General features: G+C 43.5%; 19 protein-coding genes and 1 tRNA gene. 11 read left to right on the top strand and 9 right to left on the bottom strand.

Annotated elements, in window-relative coordinates; all coding sequences use genetic code 11:
- Nucleotides 1-188 precede the first annotated feature (188 nt).
- The 3 genes from FIV01_RS04990 (at nucleotide 189) to FIV01_RS04980 (ending at nucleotide 3,622) form a co-directional block, all read left to right on the top strand.
- Nucleotides 189-1,205, top strand: a complete 1,017-nt coding sequence (locus FIV01_RS04990; RefSeq protein WP_425510243.1) for a TAXI family TRAP transporter solute-binding subunit — start codon at nucleotides 189-191, stop codon at nucleotides 1,203-1,205.
- A gap of 32 nt (nucleotides 1,206-1,237) precedes the next feature.
- On the top strand, nucleotides 1,238-3,370 hold the full coding sequence (locus FIV01_RS04985; protein WP_246210425.1) for a TRAP transporter permease: 2,133 nt from the start codon (nucleotides 1,238-1,240) through the stop codon (nucleotides 3,368-3,370).
- A gap of 161 nt (nucleotides 3,371-3,531) precedes the next feature.
- Nucleotides 3,532-3,622, top strand: a tRNA-Ser gene (locus FIV01_RS04980).
- 61 nt (nucleotides 3,623-3,683) lie between these two features.
- Here the strand turns inward: FIV01_RS04980 and FIV01_RS04975 are convergent.
- Together FIV01_RS04975 and FIV01_RS04965 are read right to left on the bottom strand one after the other, a co-directional pair.
- Nucleotides 3,684-4,418, bottom strand: a complete 735-nt coding sequence (locus FIV01_RS04975) for a substrate-binding periplasmic protein (RefSeq protein ID WP_152430007.1) — start codon at nucleotides 4,416-4,418, stop codon at nucleotides 3,684-3,686.
- A 514-nt stretch (nucleotides 4,419-4,932) separates the two neighbouring features.
- Nucleotides 4,933-5,571, bottom strand: a complete 639-nt coding sequence (locus FIV01_RS04965; RefSeq protein WP_152430006.1) for a hypothetical protein — start codon at nucleotides 5,569-5,571, stop codon at nucleotides 4,933-4,935.
- An 823-nt stretch (nucleotides 5,572-6,394) separates the two neighbouring features.
- Here FIV01_RS04965 and FIV01_RS04960 point away from each other — a divergent pair.
- From FIV01_RS04960 to FIV01_RS04950, 3 genes are all read left to right on the top strand, one after another.
- On the top strand, nucleotides 6,395-7,204 hold the full coding sequence (locus tag FIV01_RS04960) for a toll/interleukin-1 receptor domain-containing protein (protein WP_152430005.1): 810 nt from the start codon (nucleotides 6,395-6,397) through the stop codon (nucleotides 7,202-7,204).
- Nucleotides 7,205-7,572: 368 nt separating this feature from the next.
- Entirely contained in the window at nucleotides 7,573-8,484 is a 912-nt protein-coding gene (locus FIV01_RS04955; protein WP_152430004.1) for a hypothetical protein, read from the top strand.
- Nucleotide 8,485: 1 nt separating this feature from the next.
- Nucleotides 8,486-8,899 (top strand): hypothetical protein, encoded by a 414-nt coding sequence (locus tag FIV01_RS04950; RefSeq protein WP_152430003.1) that lies wholly within the window; start codon nucleotides 8,486-8,488, stop codon nucleotides 8,897-8,899.
- Nucleotides 8,900-9,062: 163 nt separating this feature from the next.
- Here FIV01_RS04950 and FIV01_RS04945 read toward each other — a convergent pair whose 3' ends face one another.
- Both FIV01_RS04945 and FIV01_RS04940 read right to left on the bottom strand, forming a co-directional pair.
- Entirely contained in the window at nucleotides 9,063-9,545 is a 483-nt protein-coding gene (locus FIV01_RS04945; RefSeq protein ID WP_152430002.1) for an NUDIX domain-containing protein, read from the bottom strand.
- Entirely contained in the window at nucleotides 9,542-10,480 is a 939-nt protein-coding gene (locus FIV01_RS04940) for a histone deacetylase family protein (RefSeq protein WP_152431656.1), read from the bottom strand. Before FIV01_RS04940 ends, FIV01_RS04945 begins: the two co-directional genes overlap by 4 nt.
- 159 nt (nucleotides 10,481-10,639) lie before the next feature.
- On the opposite strand from FIV01_RS04940, the gene FIV01_RS04935 reads away from it, so the two are divergent.
- Complete coding sequence (locus tag FIV01_RS04935; protein WP_152430001.1) at nucleotides 10,640-11,320, top strand: SDR family oxidoreductase; 681 nt, start codon at nucleotides 10,640-10,642, stop codon at nucleotides 11,318-11,320.
- A gap of 22 nt (nucleotides 11,321-11,342) precedes the next feature.
- Here FIV01_RS04935 and FIV01_RS04930 read toward each other — a convergent pair whose 3' ends face one another.
- Together FIV01_RS04930 and FIV01_RS04925 are read right to left on the bottom strand one after the other, a co-directional pair.
- Entirely contained in the window at nucleotides 11,343-13,292 is a 1,950-nt protein-coding gene (locus FIV01_RS04930) for a DNA topoisomerase III (protein ID WP_152430000.1), read from the bottom strand.
- Nucleotides 13,293-13,382: 90 nt separating this feature from the next.
- On the bottom strand, nucleotides 13,383-13,721 hold the full coding sequence (locus FIV01_RS04925; RefSeq protein ID WP_152429999.1) for a Grx4 family monothiol glutaredoxin: 339 nt from the start codon (nucleotides 13,719-13,721) through the stop codon (nucleotides 13,383-13,385).
- Nucleotides 13,722-13,989: 268 nt separating this feature from the next.
- Here FIV01_RS04925 and sodB point away from each other — a divergent pair, with 268 nt between their 5' ends.
- From sodB to FIV01_RS04910, 3 genes are all read left to right on the top strand, one after another.
- A complete protein-coding gene (gene sodB / locus FIV01_RS04920; RefSeq protein WP_152429998.1) occupies nucleotides 13,990-14,574 on the top strand; it encodes a superoxide dismutase [Fe] in 585 nt (194 codons plus the stop codon).
- 130 nt (nucleotides 14,575-14,704) lie between these two features.
- Entirely contained in the window at nucleotides 14,705-15,214 is a 510-nt protein-coding gene (locus tag FIV01_RS04915) for a VC2046/SO_2500 family protein (protein ID WP_152429997.1), read from the top strand.
- A gap of 198 nt (nucleotides 15,215-15,412) precedes the next feature.
- Nucleotides 15,413-16,075, top strand: coding sequence for an SDR family oxidoreductase (locus FIV01_RS04910; RefSeq protein WP_152429996.1), 663 nt, complete (start codon nucleotides 15,413-15,415; stop codon nucleotides 16,073-16,075).
- Nucleotides 16,076-16,107: 32 nt separating this feature from the next.
- Here FIV01_RS04910 and FIV01_RS04905 read toward each other — a convergent pair whose 3' ends face one another.
- Complete coding sequence (locus tag FIV01_RS04905) at nucleotides 16,108-16,569, bottom strand: low molecular weight protein-tyrosine-phosphatase (RefSeq protein ID WP_246210424.1); 462 nt, start codon at nucleotides 16,567-16,569, stop codon at nucleotides 16,108-16,110.
- Between the two features lie 90 nt (nucleotides 16,570-16,659).
- Here FIV01_RS04905 and cobO point away from each other — a divergent pair, with 90 nt between their 5' ends.
- A complete protein-coding gene (cobO, locus tag FIV01_RS04900; protein WP_152429995.1) occupies nucleotides 16,660-17,265 on the top strand; it encodes a cob(I)yrinic acid a,c-diamide adenosyltransferase in 606 nt (201 codons plus the stop codon).
- Between the two features lie 64 nt (nucleotides 17,266-17,329).
- On the opposite strand, the gene FIV01_RS04895 is transcribed toward cobO, so the two are convergent.
- Both FIV01_RS04895 and udk read right to left on the bottom strand, forming a co-directional pair.
- The gene (locus FIV01_RS04895) at nucleotides 17,330-19,486 is read right to left on the bottom strand and encodes an AsmA family protein (protein ID WP_152429994.1); all 2,157 of its coding nucleotides are present in this window, start codon (nucleotides 19,484-19,486) and stop codon (nucleotides 17,330-17,332) included.
- A 152-nt stretch (nucleotides 19,487-19,638) separates the two neighbouring features.
- Entirely contained in the window at nucleotides 19,639-20,280 is a 642-nt protein-coding gene (gene udk / locus FIV01_RS04890; RefSeq protein WP_152429993.1) for a uridine kinase, read from the bottom strand.
- Between the last annotated feature and the right edge of the window lie 231 nt (nucleotides 20,281-20,511).

Genomic DNA, 20,511 nt, shown 5'->3' with positions numbered 1-20,511 from the left:
AAAGGCTATTTAGTCAGCATAGGCTATCCGAACTGATAAGCCATTTTTTGCTTATAGTAAATTAACAAACAAGCAACAAATGGCTCATTTTAGTGACTGAAAATACAAAAACATCATAAATACAAAGCTTTAAGAGTTGGCATTGTGTTTGCTCTACCCTGATTTCGATAATTATAATCATACGGAGCATGACCATAATGTTGAAACACATACTCAAAACCACAGCAATTATCCTAGGAGTCTTTGGCCTTAGTCAGCCAACTCTTGCCAATGACCGCAGTTATATTCTTGCTACCGCATCCACAGGAGGCACTTACTATCCTGTTGGTGTTGCCCTAGCGACCTTAAGTAAAGTCAAACTTGCCCCAAAGCAACACTTCTCTCTAGCAGCGATTAGCTCAGCAGGCTCTGGTGAAAACATCAAATTGCTCAATGATAATCAAGCTCAATTTGCAATTCTTCAGGGACTTTATGGCGCTTGGGCATGGCAAGGCAAAGGACCTTATGAAAACGCGGGAAGCCAAACTCAGCTGCGCTCGGTTTCCATGTTATGGCAAAACGTTGAACATTTTATCGTTCGGTCCGATCTTGCCCCAACAGGCACAATGGCAGATCTGGAAAAGTTAAAAGATAAAAAGTTCTCGATTGGCAAAAAAAGCTCAGGTACGGAAAACTCCGGCCGACAAATCATGCAAAGCCTAGCGATTGACCCTGAAAAATTTAAACTTGCTTACATGGGCTATGGTGGCAGTGCCAGCGCACTACAAAATGGCACAATTGATGGAATGAACACGCCAGCGGGCGTCCCTGTTGGCGCCGTAACTCAAGCCTTTGCTGCGCTGGGTAACGACATCCAAATTTTATCCTTTACCGATGAGCAAATCCAACAAGCCAATAAGCAATACAATATTTGGTCAAAATACGACATTCCTGCCAACACTTATCCGGGTGTCAATAAGGTCATCACAACCATTGCACAGCCTAACTTTTTAGCTGTGCGCGAAGATGTTTCCGAAGAAGATGTTTATCAGTTAACCAAAGCGATTTATGAAAATCTCCCTTTCCTACAAGGCATTCATAAAGCGACGAAAGTAATGGCACTGGAAAGAGGCGCCTCTGGTTTACCTGTTCCTTTGCACCCTGGTGCCGCTCGTTACTACCGTGAAATGGGTATAGAACTATCACCTGAACTTATTGTTCGTTAAGCCCTTTTTGGTTATTCCCAAGCGAGGCGAATATGGACACCAATAATTCAATGCAGCAAGAGCTGCAAAAGTTTGAACTTTCCACCCGCAGCCACTTACCCATGGTGGGTAAGTGCATAACCTTATTTTGTGTGGCGCTATCCTTAGCCCACATTTGGTTTAACCTTACGGCAAGCCTACCTGAACTATGGACTTCAGCCATTCACTTCGGTGGCTTTGCGATAATATGTACTCTGCTCTACCCCGCTCATCCTTCTCTCAAGCAGAGTAAGACTGCGCTTTGGATTGATGTGCTTCTTATTGCGGCCATAGTGAGCTGTGTACTTTATCTTCCTTTTGGCGAAGACAAGCTCTATGAAAGAGGGATGCAGTTTGTCACCAGCGACTGGGTATTTTCACTACTGGCAATCGCGATTATCACTGAGCTGATACGCCGAACTATGGGATGGTTTATTCCCGTTTTGATCATCCTATGTTTGAGCTATGTGGTTTGGTGGGGAGACTGGGCGACAGGTTTATTCCACTTCCCGGGGCTTAGCGCTGAAACTCTGCTTTATCGCAGCTTCTATTCATCAGAAGGTATGTTTGGCCCGATTTCGCGCATCAGTTGGTCATTTGTGTTTATGTTCATCTTATTTGGCGCATTTTTGGTCCGCTCTGGGGTCGGCGATTACATCATTGACGTGGCTAAAGCTGCTGCTGGAAAAATCATAGGCGGCCCAGGTTTTGTAGCTGTACTGGGCTCAAGCTTAATGGGTTCAGTGTCTGGCTCAAGTGTCGCCAACACAGTATCCACTGGGGTTATTACCATTCCTTTGATGAAAAAAGCAGGCTTTCCCGCTCGGTTTGCCGCTGGCGTAGAAGCCGCCGCCTCCACAGGAGGCCAGCTTATGCCTCCTGTCATGGGCGCTGGCGCTTTTATTATTGCTTCTTACACGCAAGTACCCTACGGAGATATCATTCTTGTATCACTTCTACCAGCGGTGATTTATTTTTGTTCCGTCGCTTTTTTTGTTCGCATTGAAGCAAAACGCAGCGGCGTGCAAAATACATCGACAGAAAGCAAGCCATTTATGCAGGTTCTCTTGTCTGGCTGGCACAACCTTATCCCACTTGTGGTACTGGTCGTCTTGCTTATTCAGGGCTTTACGCCAACCTACGCCGCAGGGCTTGCGATAGTATCCGTGATTGTTTCTTCTTGGTTGTCCAAACACCACAAAATGGGACCAAAAGCTATATTCGAGGCGCTGGCACAAGGTGCGAAAAATATGGCGACGACGGCTGTGTTGCTAACCGGCATTGGCTTAGTCGTTAACGTAATAAGTACAACGGGTATAGGTAATACGTTTTCGCTGATGATCCAGCAATGGGCCAGCGGCGATTTACTCGTGATGATTACTTTAATCGCTCTCGCATCACTGATTTTAGGCATGGGACTGCCCGTCACTGCCTCTTATATCGTGCTCGGAACACTTTCAGCTCCTGCGCTTTACCAACTCCTCGCGGAGAAGCAGCTTTTAGAACTGATGGTCTCAGGACAGTTGCCGCAGCAAGCCAGCACCATCTTTATGCTCAGCGCTCCGGATAAAGTCACTTTACTCAGCGCTCCGATGTCACTTGAAATGGCGCAGAGCTTAATTGCGCAAGTTCCAGCTGACTTTATGCAAACCTTGTATGAGCAGAGCCTTGGCATCGAAACTATTACGCTGGCACTACTTTCTGCTCACCTGATCATTTTCTGGCTATCACAAGACAGTAATGTCACGCCACCTGTATGTTTAACCGCTTTTGCCGCTGCAACCATTGCTCGCACTCCCCCAATGCGAACAGGCTTTACAGCTTGGAAAGTAGCCAAAGGTTTGTATCTAGTGCCGCTTCTGATTGCTTATACCAACATAGTGAGCTGGGACCCTGTGTCTGTCATACAAGCTGGCGTATTTGCCATACTGGGTACCTATGCTTTTGTTGGTGCACTCGAAGGCTATTTAGAAGGTGAGATAAAAGGGCTGCATCGAGTAATTTTGCTCGCCCTCGGACTGATACTCGTTTGGCCGCAGGTCTCGCTAGTGATAAAAATCATGAGTGCAGCGGTATTGTTTGGCTTAGTGATATACAGTCATCAAAAGTACAAAACGCCATCAATGACGCCAAGCACCTCCTCTTAAACGCTAAGTGTGCAGCATTTTGGCTGCACTCTTCACCTCCTATTTGGGCTAATTAAGTAATTTATAAGCGATTGAATGTACATTCTGCTCATAATTAAAGCATTCAATGAAATTAGGGGTTTACAAAAAATCACAACCCCTATATTATGCGCTTCAACAGCGGAGAGATGGCTGAGTGGTTGAAAGCACCGGTCTTGAAAACCGGCATACGTTAATAGCGTATCTAGGGTTCAAATCCCTATCTCTCCGCCACATTCTAAGCCCTAGTCGAAAGACTAGGGCTTTTTCGTTTACCGTCTACATTAGCGCAAGATCACTCTGGCCAACTGCTGAGCACCTCTGCTTCATATTTTGCTATCATGGCGTCCAGCTCACCGCTGTCTCTTAACGCAATAATTTTTTTGTTAATGATCGGAACCAGTTCAGCATGATCTTTGTGGATATAATGATAGAGTCCGAGCTGAGCAAGAGAAGGGCCAACTTGCTCCATCTTATTCTCACCTAATTGTTTAACAAGTATGCTGCCAAGTAGAGGGTTTGTTAGTGCAATTTGCGCTTGCCCATTAGACACAGATTGCATCATACTCTCAGGGCTATCGACAATTTCGATATTGCTCTTTTCCATGTCTTGGGTGATTTCAGCGGTATGCTTAACCCCTCGAATAATGACCACTTTATACTGGCTTAACTCTTCTTTATTATGTACCTTTATTCCACTGTTGCTCAGAGCGTACCCTACTGTTTTAAGAGAATAATAGGCGGTTGGAACACGAACAACATTGGGCGTTTGATCGCCATACCCCCAGATCCGAGCAACTTCACCGACCACCTTGCCTGAATTGGCAGCACTTTGAGCTCTCAACCCAGGTAAAGGAGTCACCTCTATGTAATAACCAAGTTGACCATAGATTTCAGTCATAATTTTAGTACTAATCATCTGTTCAGGAAGGTTTGCTATTGAAGCAAAGGTGTACTCATCTGCACGTACACTAGATGAATAGCTAATCAGTGCAACTGCCACTAAAAATAGTTTCTTTTTAAGATCCATGTGCTATCACTTTGATTCCCTCAATAGACAAGTAATAGTAGATGAAATAACTGGTGGTCAAACTTATGTAACTAGTTTGAAAAGAAAACACTCTAGAGTCTGAACAATTGATGATTGCGCTTCACGATAAGTTCGCACTTACACAATGGATTACAAGGTAGGGATCTTATCAAGGGACTGCATTGTTCAATAAAAAATGGCCCAGGTGCCATTCCGAGAGAAAAGTTGTCTGAGTGATCGCAAGTGCATGATCATTAGGGTAATGCAGAATTGTCAGCACACTGTGAAGGTTAAGTCTCTTTGCTTTCGAGCGAGTCGTCGATACTGAAAAGAGGGCACCCTGACTTTGAGATGTTTCCATCTCCCAGGTTTCACCAAATAGAGAGTTTCCCCTCCCAAACAAAGTGAATTCACCAACTGAGGCAGAGATGGCTTTAGGATCAAAAGAAAATGAGCCGCAGGGCCACTCGTACTTTCCTTCATAACAATATCCACGACTTGTGCATAACTAAGACTATTTGTTTATTCCAAGATCTGTCAGCAACTTTTCAAGTTTCAATTTGTCTGCTTTGGATACACACTGCTGGATTGGAGCTTCTTCTTTGAAGCGATAAGCACCACAATACATAAACCGATTAAATAGCTCATCAATTTGGGATGTAGTTGGAATGCTTCTTCCAGTACGACGTATTTCATCATCCACTAATGCATCTATCTTTTCATAAATCACTGTTTTCTTTTTGTTCTCGTAATCTTTACTTTCGAACGTTGTTCCCAGTGGATTAATAACACCGATAATCGGTTTCCCATAGCTATAAACCATAGAGAAGAATGAGCTAACCCCTGACTCAACTGGCTCTACCAGCACCTTATCTTTCACATGCTGAAACCATTCTTTTTTTATCGTTTCGTCTCCATTTTTTTCTGAGATACTAAACTTACGCTCTGGATAGCATCTAATATGCTGCTCAACCAACTGATACTTAGTCTCTTTATCACAATCGTGCCACAAACGTTCACACATCGTACTCACTTGTTGCTTTCCTTTTAATATCTCCCATAGGTCTCTTCCATTTGGTTGATTAGGCGAACTTATGTTACTTTCACTCTTACTCGCATTGGAGGAGCAATTCAATGATAAGGCCGGATTCATATTCAATATCCTTTTCTAGATTGGTGTTTTAAAATAAATGCTCTATTACGCTAATAATCGTGCATTCCAAGACTACGTCACGAGAATACTTCGGAAGTGTCCTGAAAAACTCTACCGCTAAGTTCTTAGGCTCATTTTGAATGGTTTTTTCTTGATGGTTCTACAGTTCAAGATAGTGATGCTACGCATCGAGCTAGGGCGCTGTTAATTCGTTGATATTCTTATCATTCAGAGTGGGTTATCTTATCCTTACGTTCCCCTCCTCTAGATTTTTACGTGGTTCAATACTCAGATCGTAGACGTCGCCACACACCAAAAGAATTTGTTCCCAGCGCAGTCGTTATAAATCACACTTACTTTAGTCCTTGTTGGTATGTCTTGGACTTGCTCTTTCGTGCACTGGTATTTTAAATCGGAAATGCCCCAATGCTTGTCAGCGGAATCCAACCTAAAAAATTACAGTGAAGTGGTTTTACCTACATTTTCTTATCTATGTAACCCATAGCAACTTGGGGCTCGCTAACTGTGTTTGTGGAGCCCATGCTCGTTTGTAAGTGAGCTTGGAGCAAATACAAAATCAGCGATTTTTCCATGAAGGGAGATTGAATCTTCATGTGTAGGTCATAGGTTAAGGCAGTCTATGCCGTCATATGGATGATAGACGGCAATTTGCTGCACAATGCTACAAGTGTCATAATGAATCATTCGCTAATGCTCTGATTTACTGTGGCTTATTAGTGCTACGTTACAAATTGGTAGAAGTAATAGGGTGGGAAAGGCGGCTTGTTGCCGTATATTGAGCGTTAGGCATCAGGAGATTTGCATGAAACATCCAAAGTTTAAAGGTGTTAGCACATTAGATGCCGAAATCGAAAAGTGCGAAAAAAATTTGTTGAACAGAGAGATCGAGTTCAACTTGATTGTTCAGAAACTAAAGTCTGCAGACCCTTCACTAGATAATATCAGTAAGCTTAGACAGCAGCTTCGAGCTAAAGAGAAACAAGTGATAAAGGCTCGAAAACAAGTAAAGGCAAAAAAGGATCAAAAGTCTCGTAAGGTTAATGAGAGGCAGAGAACTAAGCTTGGTGGTCAAGCTAAGAAAAAAGAACGATTGGCTTTAAATCGAGCGATTAATGAAGAAATGGATAATCAGGAGAACATTTTGTCTCAGTTAAAAAACATAGCAATTGAGTTTCCCTCTGATAAAGAAGAATCACAATCAGGGACTGAGTTATTCATTTCCCACGCTTCGGAAGATAAAGCCGACTTCGTTAAGCCACTAGCTGACGAGTTAATTAAGTTGGGTGTATCTGTGTGGTACGACGAATATACACTGCGTATTGGAGATAGCTTGCGTAGTTCAATTGACCAAGGTCTTGCTGAATCAAAGTATGGTCTAATTATCCTGTCTAAAGCATTTTTTGAAAAAAACTGGACTCAGTACGAGCTAAATGGGTTAGTGGTAAGAGAAATGGAAGGAGATAAGGTCATATTACCTATCTGGCACAACATTACTAAAGACGAGATTATGAAGCTAAGCCCATCTTTAGTCGATAAGGTAGCGTTGAACTCGACTATGTTCACGATTAGAGAAATAGCAGAGAAAGTGGCTGACGCTGTGAAAAATGCCTAACAAACGACTATGGCGTCAATAGCTAATTTTTAGCTGTGTTTTCATCCCACACGACGCCATCTCTTAACATCGTATTTAAGATCACTACCATCTTTCGAACACAGGCGTTTAAGCTTTCAAGATACTTTTTCTAATCTGGAACAAGTGTTTTAGAACGACAGACCTAAAACACTTTTGTCCATTACTAATAAAACCCGATTCTATTCATATTTGCTCTCAAAAACTGAGGACTAAAAACGTCATTTTGAGCGTTTAAGTAGTCAAAATGACTATTTGGATGGTTAATGCATCAAAATGTCTTACCAGAGATTATAACTAGCTGAAACTATTGGTATCATCCCTCTTATTTTTTATAAGAGTGAACTTAAATGCGGTATGAATCTTTCCCATATGCCCCAGAAGAAAGGCAAGAAACCACAAGAGAAAGAGCGGAGCGTCAACGCCAAGAGCGCAGAGCGGAATTAACCTACACAGCGAAAGATGAAAAACGCTGGGCTGAAAACAGAGAGCGAGTTCTTGCAGAGCGCGCGGCTGCGCAACAGGCCTATGATCTTACTGAAAAAGAGTGGAATAAAGACTTACAAGAGCAAGCCAAAGAATATCAGTGGGATACGTCTCAACAGACCAATGTCAGCATTGCTGTGATGACAGTTGAAGAAGCGAACGAGTATTTGGATTTGCTGATAAAAGACACTCATGGAGAACTTTCTACAGGCAAAGACTACACAGGCGTAAGTATGGGCCTAAAAGGTGCCTATGAAGTCGCCAAAGAGCTTGGTGGGTGGGGAGTAACGGCTAAAGCGGTCAGTATCAATGGAGTGACGAATATTGTGGTTGAGAATTACAAGCCTAGATATTTAGATCTCGGTATTCGCTGGCAAGAAGCGACACCTCAAATGCTTAAAATCGGCTACGCACTGAACACTGTAAAAGGCAATATTAACTTCTTGAAAGGTAACATCTATGTAGAGCTTGTGTTTAGTGGTGCAGTTAATGCCGTAGATTACATACTGCATGATGAAAAAACCTTGGGGAAAGTTGTCGGTCAATATTCTGCTGACGTGGCCAAGGGGGTTGTTGCAGGAGTCGTCGCTCAAGGTATTTTACTCGGCTCACGTGCGGCACTAGGATTGCTCTTTGGTTTTTCTTTACCAGTTGCCGTTGGGCTGGGCTTGTTTGCTTATTCCGCCTTCAAGATTGGTGGTTATATTTCAGACTTAGACGATGAATATAAGTTTACCGAACCAATGAAAGAAGCAGTAGAAGAGTTAATTGATTAATATGACAGACTTACTGAAGAAGCTTTCTGCTTTGCTATTCTTTATCGCCATAACGCTATGGTGCGCTTTTGGTATTTATGACTTCAGCAATTTAGTAAAAAGCGTAGGTATTGAGTCCATCATTAAAGTTGCGGGATACTTTAACAATACATCTTCATTTGTACTATTTGGCTTTTTTCTTCCTTGTATACCAATGGCACTACTCAATATATTTTTAAATGTACAACTACCAAAATTAACACTTAGATTAATGTTATTTGGAGCATTGGTTTTTGCTGTGTTAGGTCACTACTTTGACTCTATGCTAAGGCAAGAAATCAGAGGCAACAACTATGTCGAATGCCCAACAAAGAGAGAAGTGACTTTGAAATCCTCAAGTCGGACGTATGTTTTAGACTCTAGTCTGTGTGAATAGATTGTCATTCGGGTAGTTTTCGGGGTCAGATTTTTTATTTTGCCATAACTAAATTTATCCGAATATCTGGCATTCATAAGAAATCGCAACACGGAATTGTCCAATTTTGTGTCTAGATCAGAGCACAGAACGTCACCACACTGACTTTGTGGTAGGAGATAGCTTACAAATAATTAATCTCTTCTTTCTCACCCTGAACATAACTGCCTAGGTGGGTCGAAAATTCTTGATTGTCGATAAGTTCGAGTAGCTTGTGGGCAAGTTCTTTGGGGTATATGCGCTTTTCGGCAAGTTCAGATAACGGCACCCATTCTACCTTTTGGATGTAATGCTCATCGTTTAATCCAACAAGGTTATTAAGGTGGGGCTCACCGCTATAACTGGTCACATGGTAAAACAGTTCACAGTGGTAGCGGTTTTTCTCGGTTTCTAAAAACTCGCGCACACAAACAAGATCGCCCACTTCAATCTCTAGGCCAGCTTCTTCTTTAAACTCTCTGACTAAACACGCTTTGGAGCTTTTATCCCCCTCTTCTAAGCCACCGCCGGGCGGCACCCAATATTCGCCTGTGAAGTCTTTGACTTTTAAAAGCAATATCGAGTGCTGATGGATAAGAATGCCTGCCGCTCTAATTCTTTGTTTCATGACTTTTCTTCGCTCTTGGCATAAACCTCAAAGGCGGCATTCAATAACTGCATATGAATGGGCACCAATTCACTGTGATCGCTCCGGTAGCCACCACCGACTACACAGGCTATTGGTAGCGCGCGTTGTTTTGCCATCTCAAACATGCGCTTATCGCGGGCAAAAATTGCTTGCGTGCTGATGTTAAAATAGCCTAGTTCATCTTCTTGATGGATATCCACACCTGCGTCATACAAAATCAAATCCGGTTGATGAAGATTAATCGCCATTTCCACCACCGACTCAAATGTGCTGAGAAATTCGCTATCGCTGGTCTCTTTTGGCAGAGCAATGTCCATATCTGAGTCTGGCTTTCTGGCCGGAAAGTTCTTATCACAATGGAAAGAAAGGGTAACAATCGCTTGGTTGTCTTGGCATAAAGTCGCGGTTCCATCGCCATGGTGAACATCACTGTCAACGATGAGCACCTTATCGATCCCCTCCTGACGCAGTGCTCGTTTGGCAGCCAACACCAAATCATTCAGCAAACAAAAGCCGCTGCCATAATCATAATGTGCGTGGTGATAGCCGCCACTAAGATGGATAGCAATACCCTTTTCTATGGCAAGCTCTGCGCTCAAGCAGGTTCCGCCTGCGGAGGTGAGTGTGCGCTCAATCAAGCTCTGACTCCAAGGAAAGCCGATGCGCCGCATGGGCGAAACCGCTAAGGTTCCGGAAAAAAGCTGCTCTATGTAGTGCTTGCAGTGGGTTTGCTCAACTTCTTCTCTTAACAGCGGCTCGGGCTGATGGTAGCAAAACCCTGTTTGCCACTTACTATCGCTTTGGCGCTTGGTTTCGATTTTTTGATAGAGGAGCCGATATTTGTGAATCGGATACCTGTGCCCATCAGTCAAAGGGAGCTTGGAATAAATTGGGTGATAGACTAGTGGAATCATTAGGTTTTGTTGACCTTTTTGAGCGACTATCTGCGCATATTTTGATGCTTGGCATGGTAACAAGTTGTCGTCCAATTGCAAAACATGCTTAAATTGATTTGCTTAGAGCAAGACGTCTTTTTTTCTTGATTACCCTTCCCTAACTAATAAGGATTACCCATGACTACAGTGGTTATTACTGGCGCGAACCGAGGTATAGGTTTGAGCTTGGTTAAGCATTACCTTGCCAAAAACTATCAAGTGCACGCAACGTATCGCTCGCAAAGTCATGCCAGCGAACTGTTTAAGCTCGAAAGTCCAAACTTGCATTGCCATCAGCTCGATGTCACTAACTACGCCCGTTATGAAACCCTATCAAGCCAGCTTCCTGAGATAGATATTTTGATCAATAACGCCGGATATTATGGGCCAAAAGGCTATATGTTTGGTGAAACTGATATTGAAGAATGGCGTAAGGTACTGGAAATCAACACCATAGCGCCGATGAAATTGGTTGAAGCCCTTTACCCTAACCTTGAAAGAGGCTCACTGAAAAAGATCGCCTGCATCTCTTCAAAAATGGGTAGCATGGGTGACAATACATCTGGCGGAGCCTATATCTACCGCTCTTCAAAAGCCGCGCTCAACTCTGTCGTGAAAAGCTTAAGTAACGATCTCGCCAGCCAAGGCTTTACGGTATTGGCGCTTCACCCCGGCTGGGTACTGACTGACATGGGCGGGCCGAACGCCATGATAACTACAGAAACTTCCGCTTCGGGCTTAATTGAGGTTATTGAGTCTGCAACGGCCGACAACTCGGGTGAGTTTATTAACTTCGATGGCTCGCCATTACCTTGGTAACTGATACCTTGGCAATAAGGAGTTAGCTTGCGAAGCGCTTTTTACCGCTGTACTTAGCGCGCCCGCCACGTTTGCGTTTATAGGCAGGCTTTTCCACTTTTGGTAAATGGCGCAGCGATTCAGGAACAGGTTGTGACTTTATTTGCTGCATCAAACCATCAATCTTGCCTTGAAGCGCCGACATAAAGGGCTGATAAGCTTGATTTCTCTCCGCCATTCCCTGTAATTGGTGCTCCCAGTGGGCGGTCATGTCAGGATAGGTTGATTCAGCAGGCAGAGCATGAATAAGCCCTCGCCCCGCAGGCGAGCTTAAAATGGTTTTGCCTTGTCTTTTAAGAAGCTGGCGCTTAAACAAGGTATCGAGGATCCCTGCGCGAGTCGCTTCAGTGCCAAGACCATCGGTCTCTTTTAAGATCTTTTTTAACTCTTTGTCCGAAACAAAACGCGCAATACCTGTCATGGCTTGCAGCAAGCTAGCTTCCGTAAAATGCTTGGGAGGCTCAGTTTTGCGATCTTTGATTTCCCCTTCCCGGCAAGTTAGCACACTGTCTTTAGGTAAAGGAGGAACCGTATCTACGCCTGTGTCTTCTTCATCGGTTTTACCAAGTAGCGCTTTCCACCCCGCAGAAACCAGTTGGCGCCCCTTGGCAACAAACTCACCACCAGCAATATCAAACACCAGTTTAGCTTCGGCATACACAGCCGCAGGATAGAACTGCATTAAATATTGACGCGCAATTTGCTGGTAGATTTTCATCTCATTGGCTGATAACGCATTGACTGACGCTTTTTTAGGCGTGGGAATGATAGCGTGGTGAGCATCGACTTTTTTATCATTCCAAGCTTTGGATTTGAGCGTTAAGTCGGCTTGAGAGACGGCCGAATTAAGCTCTTTGGCATTATTGCTAATGGCATCACACACACTGCTTGCCTCAGAATAATGACCTTTGGGAAGGTAACGACAGTCAGAGCGTGGATAGGTAATGAGCTTGTGTTTTTCATATAAGGACTGACAAGTGTCAAGAACTTGCTGAGCGCTCATGCTAAAGCGTTTGGCTGCATCGATTTGTAGCGCAGACAACGAATACGGCAGCGGTGCGAACTGCTTGCTTTGTTTTTGCTCTGATTCAACCACCTCCGCCGCTTGATTGGCGATTCGACTTGCAACATTCTCCACCAGCTTTCGATTGAGTACTCTGCCCTCTTCGTCTTGCCAAGGCCGACAAGCTTCACTGGGCTTCCAGCGAGCACGGATATCAAATTGACGCGCACCCTCTTGATAAGGGATCAGCGCATCGAGCGTAAAATAATCCCGAGGAACGAAGTTTTCTATTTCTTCATCGCGGCGTACCACCAAGCCAAGTACTGGGGTTTGCACTCGCCCAACAGAGAGAACGCCTTGATAGCCCGCTTGCTGGCCAAGCAAAGTATAAGCTCGTGACATATTCATGCCATACAGCCAGTCAGCGCGAGAGCGAGCCAACGCTGAAACAGAAAGAGGAATAAACTCCTGATTACTACGCATTTGATTTAAGGCGCGTTTTACCGCAGGAAGGTTGAGATCACTGATCAAAAGTCGCTGCGCGCTGGTTTGCTTAGCCTTCGCCACTTTACAGTAGTCCAACACTTCATCGACTAGCAGCTGCCCTTCACGATCGGGATCGCCTGCATGAATGATCTCTGTGCAGGTTTTGAGCAGCTTTTTTACCACGGTTAATTGCTTGCTGGCCGATTTTCTTGGTCTAAGCTGCCACTGCTGCGGCACTATGGGCAAATCTGCCATGTTCCACTTTTTGTATCTATCATCGTAGGCATCAGGCTCTACTTGCTCAAGCAAATGGCCAATACACCAGGTCACCACATCGCCATTACCGCAACGAATAAAGCCTTGGTCTTTTTTCTGTGGATTAGGCAGCGCTGCCGCAATAGCGCGGCCAAGGCTTGGTTTCTCGGCGATAAATAGACGCGTCATAAATAATTTCAAGCAGATACAATAAGGGCTACATTAACCAATGTAGCCCTTAGAAATCAAGAAAAACTGTAAATTTAAACAGTGGTTTCTTTACTCTTCTTCGTCTGAGCCTGCGCGCTCTGCCGCTTCTTTGATCAGTGGCTGAAGCTCACCTTTTTGGAACATCTCAATAATGATGTCACAACCGCCAATCAATTCGCCTTCAATCCACAGCTGAGGGAAAGTCGGCCACTGAGCGTAAGCGGGAAGTTCAGCGCGAATATCTGGGTTTTGTAGAATATCAACGTAAGCGAACTTTTCGCCACAAGCCATCAATGCTTGAGACGCCTGAGATGAAAAGCCGCAGCTAGGTAGCTTTGGAGAACCTTTCATATACAACAGGATAGCGTTCTCTTCAATTTGCTGTTTAATTTTATCTATGGTTTCCATTGCTTCCTCTTTATATGGTATTACCGCAAATTATTAGCATATTTTAAACCATTGTCAGAGAATAAAAAGCCTATAATGTTTATGGCTTTATACCACAAGTTTATTTCATATAGAATTCTGCTGTGATGCTTTTAATAAAGTGAAAACTTGCTAAACTATAGCGCAGTTACCAAAACGACGTGGCGGACCATGGTCCACCATGATAATAAATGACACTGGAAGCAATCGAGAGAGTTTAACTCTCTCATATTTAATGGAGAATCGAGCAATGGCATTTGAACTACCAGCTCTTCCTTACGCAAAAGATGCACTAGAACCACATATCTCAGCTGAAACTCTAGATTTCCACCACGGCAAACACCACAACACTTACGTTGTTAAGCTAAATGGTCTTATTCCAGGTACTGAGTTTGAAGGTAAATCACTAGAAGAGATCATCAAGACTTCTTCAGGTGGCGTATTCAACAACGCGGCTCAAATCTGGAACCACACTTTCTACTGGCACTGTCTTGCGCCAAATGCAGGTGGTGAGCCTACAGGTGCGGTTGCAGAAGCAATCAATGCTGCGTTTGGTTCTTTCGCAGACTTTAAAGCTAAGTTCACTGACTCAGCAATCAACAACTTTGGTTCTTCTTGGACTTGGCTGGTTAAAAAAGCGGACGGTTCTCTAGATATCGTTAACACATCTAACGCAGCAACGCCTCTAACAGAAGCAGGTACGACTCCACTGCTTACTGTTGACTTGTGGGAACACGCTTACTATATCGATTACCGCAATGTTCGCCCTGATTACATGAACGGCTTCTGGGCGCTAGTTAACTGGGATTTTGTTGCACAGAATCTAGCAAAATAATTCTGCTACCAGTCTCTAACGCTTATTGCGTATCAAAAGCCAGCATCTGCTGGCTTTTTTCTTTTCTGTTCAACCATTTCACTAAAGTTTGTCTGGGTGTCGCCGTTACATAAGCATCAAGCGAGGTAAGATGCAAACTCAGATTCATACATTAGACAAAGCGGGAATAATTAACGAGCTTCAGTTCGGTGATGGGATTAACCATGCCGTTCACGAAGGGCGTCGTGCTGACTTTGCCTTGATTCTATCGATGTTTTCTGATGATGTTAGAGATAACACCCCTCTTGAAATAGTGGAAGAAATAGACACAACAGAAGAGGCCTTAAGACGCCGCTTTGAATTATCACAGCCACAAGAACTTCGCTCCAACCAAGAATCTTATCCAGTAGCGGCCACTCAGGCAGAGCTATTTCACACCTCTGGCCTGCCAAGCGCCAAACTGAGTCACTACCTCAAACCTGATGCTCTGGCTTATCTACCGGAAGACACATTCAATCTTCCCGAAGAAGTCTACCACAACCTATCAGGGCACCAACGTCGCCAATTGGGTGAGACTGGCAGCAAATCTATCATGCCAATCGATCTTTACAATCAGTTGGTCACAGCCCAAAGAAGCTTCCAAATTCAAACACAAGTTTAAAGATCTATTCAGATCACAATTACTTTCATATCACTCACTTATTAATCAACAAGTTTCTCATAAATGTGAATGAGCGCAAGTTATTTAATTTAACCCCAAGATATACACAAGTTATTTGACCTTATTCACACCAAGCACACAATTAATCTACCATGATATGTGGACAAACTTTCAAGGCCGCCAATGGAGGCACAGTGTATGGACATAAAAAGTGCTGTAATATTAATAACTTCCGCAGGAACTCAACTCGGCAGCACCCTAGCTATGCACTTTGCATCTCTTGATGGAATTGTCATTCTTTGTGATACCAATAAATCCCAATTAAATGAAACTTTTGAGCGATGCAAAAAAATTTCATCGAATATTTATCAGCATGCAATGAATGATCATTCTTTAGATAGCATTAACTCATTGTTTAACTTTATTGATCAATCCGTTCATCAATCCCCTGATGTATTGATCAATGCACTCACTAGCCAAACCATGCCAAAATTCTTTGATGAAAAAGCCAGCGATATTTTCACTCAACATCTATCTTTGATGGCCACCACTTTATTTACCTTCGGTCAGGCAACCGCTGAAAGAATGCGCCAAGACAAAAAAAATGGTGTGATTGTCAACGTGATTGCTCACGCGGATTACAGTGATATGTCTGGGTTTGAAAATGCAACCTCTATGGTTGCAGGTTTCACCCAAAGCTGGGCAAAAGAGCTTAATCCATTCAATATACGTGTTGGAGGAGTGGTGCCTTGCTATGAACAGCAAAATATCCACTGGGCGAAGATACGTGATGAGTTAATTAGAAATACCGAGTATATTGTCTCTAACGATTACTTTAGCGGCCGAGTTATGGCCGCCTAGTTCGGTATTCGTCAAACACTTTACTGAACACTTTACTGGTTAGCTAAGGTTTTGAGCAGCTTTTCTGAGGCTTGTTCAATCAAATCGACAACCAGTTCAAAACCATTGTCCCCGCCATAATACGGGTCAGGGATTTCTTCGTGTTCGCTCTCACCATAGCTAAGAAACAGCTGCAATTTGTTTCGATACTCAACTGGGCATTGCGCGTGTAAATCGGCAAGATTGTCCTTGTCAGCGGCCAAAATCAAATCAAAGTAAGCAAAATCCTCATCGACAATTTGGCGTGATACGATCCCTTTAAATGAATAGCCTCGGCGCTCACCAACCGACTTGGAGCGGGGATCGGGCGGATTACCTTGGTGATAACCAATTGTTCCTGCTGAATCAACCTCGATATCAAGCCCCATACGCTCAGCTTTCGCTCGTAAAATTGCCTCGCCTGTTGGTGAACGACAGATATTGCCCATACAAACAACGAGTATCTTCTTGGCCATATTTTCCTTTTCCTTACAAAGCCATGGTTTTTTGCACCACTGTGGATGCGATATCATAGACTCAGTTTTTAAAATTAAAAAGGACTTCCCGTGACATCTGATAGCCAGAAACAAGAACGCCATCAGGCAAGACAACAAAAAGTGAAGCAACAAGTCGATGCGAGAGTTGCAGCAGCTCAAGATGAAAAAGGTCTATTACTTATTATTACTGGTAATGGCAAAGGTAAATCGACCTCAGGGTTTGGAACCATAGCCCGCGCCGTTGGCCACGGCTTAACTTGTTCAGTCGCACAATTTATCAAAGGCACTTGGGATAACGGCGAGCGAAATCTTCTGGAAAAGCTTGGCGTCGAATTTCAAGTGATGGCAACCGGTTTTACTTGGGAAACACAAGATAAAGAGCTCGATACTCAAGCGGCGCAGACAGTTTGGGGGGAGTGTAAACGTATGCTCAGCGATGCTTCGATAGACGTGATTTTGCTTGATGAACTAACTTATATGGTTAGCTACGGCTATATCGAATTAGAGGAAGTAGTTGACGCTCTAAACAACAGACCGTCGATGCAATCGGTAATTATTACTGGGCGCGGAGCACACCGTACTCTGATTGAAATGGCTGATACTGTGTCTGAGGTTAAGAATGTGAAACATGCGTTTGACTCCGGAGTCAAAGCGCTAAAAGGGGTTGATTGGTAACCGCCTTAAAATAAAAGCGCCCAACTGGGCGCTTTACTCTAAGCTTGTTCGTGACTAATGCAGCTTAGTTAAACAACCCTTTAATCAGGCTGTTAACCGCATCCTTGGTCTTTTGATCTTTTATCTTATCGCCGAGTTTCTCATCTAGCTTTTTCAAACCACGATCAACTTCTTTTTCGACTTTCTGTTTCAATACATCGTCAAAGACCAGCTTAAATTTAGGTTTTGCCCAAGAACCAGAGATGTTAATTGGAATGGTCACATCTCTTAGCTCATCAATATTCTTACCACCTTGACCTTCCAGTGAGCCGACAATCGAAGTACTGACCGTAAAGTTAACGGTTTGCTCGATGTAGTTCGCACTGCCATTTCCTCGAATACGCAGCAGTGGCGATTGCATTGATAAATCATTGGTCGAAACAACGCCTTTATTAAGCTTTAAGGTTGCTTTCATCGCACTAAAGTCGGTTTTCTGTGCTTCTTTAGAAGGCTCGGCTTTTTGACCTTTAAACTTAGCGTAATTTTCACGAATTAACTGAGCGACGTTGATGCCATTCACCGCACCATCGGTAAAGTTAATGACCACAGTACCAACTAAATTCTTTTGAATCCCTGTTGGAGTCAGGCTGCGGCCTTTCACATCAACATCGATGTTACCTGTACCTTCTAACTTATCATTGTTAGCCACATCGGAAAGCAAAGGCTGAACCTTAACACCTTTAATGCGCTTTTTAACCGTATAAGTCGCTGGGCTTTTTCTTGCATCCAGTTTTGCAGAAGCATTGATCGAACCTTGGTACAAGTTCGAAGAAAAAGACGTCAGTTCAGCAATACCACGATTGACATAGAAACTGGTTTTGACCTTTTCCATCTTGGCGTTACTCGCCTTAAATTTATCAATGGTGATATCGCCTTTGATATCTAGAGACTTAAGTACGGATAAATCTGGTTCAACTTCTGGTTGAGTTGACGCCTTTTGCGCACTGTTTTGGCTTGGTGCTGCCTTTGGTTTTTCCGTCGATGCTTTGTCAGTTTTTGCTGTATCAAGACCAAGAAATTCATCCAAATCGATATTAGGGCTATGGAGTGAAAAACGCACTTTAGGAATATCACCTAAGGTCACATTGGCTTTACCATCAAATGCCAAGGCGTTAGCGGTTAGCTTCTCTAAAACAAAACTTAAATGGCTTCTAGTCAAGTCAAAGGATAAATCAGAGACCATATCGACTTTCATCGGAGATTGCGGCAGAGTCTCACCTTTAAATGTTGCATCAAGGGTCAACTTGTCCATCACCACTTTTGAGATCGCTTTATCGACGGTCAAACTGCCGCTGCCTTGCATATCAATGTCGAGATCGGCAGCACGTCCTACTAGGTGATAAGTCAAAGCATTGGCTTTATCAAAATCAAATGTCTCCAAACCTAGTTTAATCGAGTCAAACTGATTCGCTGGATCACTAAAACCCGCGTTAAGTTCTATGCTGCGCAACGAATACTCGGCAAAACCTTTTGCTAACTTAAATTCAGCGCTCCCCTGTGCATTAAACTTCTGCTGATTGTTCTCACCTTTAACCGCAAAATCAGTGCGGGTCCAGGTATCAATAGCAAACTCGGACAAGTTAAGAGACACATCATACAACTTGGTGTATGTGCCTGCCTGTTTATCCTGAATTTCAATCGCAGCTTTGGATATGGTCACACCGGCAAGGTTAAGGCTCCAACCGGAGGCTGGTTTCTCTGTCGTGTCAGTGGACGAAGACTCTACTGGCGTATCAGTAGCAGCTGGTTGTTCTGACTCTGCTTGTTCTGACTCTGCTTGTTCTGTCTGCGCTTTGGTTAACGCATCAATGTTCTTGGTGCCATCTTTAAGTGTCTCAAGATAGAACTCCGCACCATCAAGGGTAATATTACCAATTTCAAGTTGCTGGTTTAAAAGCGGTGACACTGACACATCAATACCAACCGTATCAACTTTAAATAAGTTCGGTTTAGAAAACCCTTGTGGGTTTCTCAGTTCTGTCTTACCTAGCTCAAAGCCAAGCGATGGAAAAAACTTCCAACTGATGTCACCTTCTATTACCAACTCCAAGCCAGTGTGTTTTTGAGTTTGCTCAACGATAAGTGGCTTAAACTGATTCGGGTTGACGAAAAGTACCAGCGCTACAATCGCACCAAGCAGCACGATGATTGGAATGGCAATTAATAGGAACAGTTTCTTCATCAGAATTATCCTTGCTGTTCAGGGTTGTCGTAGATTGGCCAATACATCCAAAAGCGAACTTGGGTGATAAGGCTTATTACAGATAAAAAGAAAGTGGCACCTAAGGTGCCACTTCTTACGAAAAAAATAAAGCGCTTGAATAGGAATAAGGCTTAAGCTTTCAAAAGTTTTGCAATATGCGCTTTTAAAACATCAATCGCGATGCGATTTTTACCACCACGAGGCACAATAATATCTGCGTGTTGCTTAGATGGCTCGATAAACTGCATGAACATAGGTCGCACTGTTTCCTGGTACTGTTTTAAAACAGACTCCATGGTACGGCCACGTTCTTCTACGTCACGTCTCACGCGGCGCAGCAAACAAATATCTAGCGGTGTATCCATAAACACAGTCGCGTGCATAAGTTCACGTAAACGAGGGTCTGTCAGAAGCAGGATCCCCTCAAGGATGATGACTTTTTTTGGTGTCATCAAGGTCGTATTTTCAGTACGAGTATGCTCAGCATAGCTGTATTCTGGCACTTCAACTGCATCACCTTGGGTCAGCGTTTTTAAATGCTCACACAGTAAGTCATGGTCTAATGCGTTCGGGTGGTCGTAGTTGGTTTTAACACGCTCTTCCATGCTCAGGTGACCCTGATCGTTGTAATAGCAATCTTCCGTAATTACACCAATTTGATGATCGCCTACTTTCTCACGAAGTTCATTATAGATAGTACTAGCGATTAAACTTTTTCCAGAAGCCGATGCGCCAGCAATACCGACGATGACGCATTGATTATTATCAGACATTATTCTTGCACCCGATGAATTGAATTGGTGTCGTGTTCTAATACCCAAACTGGACAAAATATGCCCATAAAGTACTAGTGTGTAATATATAAACCGCCTGATTATAGGGAGTTCGCCTTTGACATGCTAGTGAGGATTTCATCCAAAACGCTAATTAGAAGCAATAACGGTAACGCAAACGATTACCGCGTATACCTCAAATTGAGTAATATCCTAAAAGCCACAACAAGT

This window comes from Vibrio aquimaris, from assembly GCF_009363415.1.
GTDB lineage: Bacteria > Pseudomonadota > Gammaproteobacteria > Enterobacterales > Vibrionaceae > Vibrio > Vibrio aquimaris.
The sequence above is the reverse complement of the archived record's forward strand: the minus strand, read 5'-3'. Positions and strand labels throughout refer to the sequence as shown.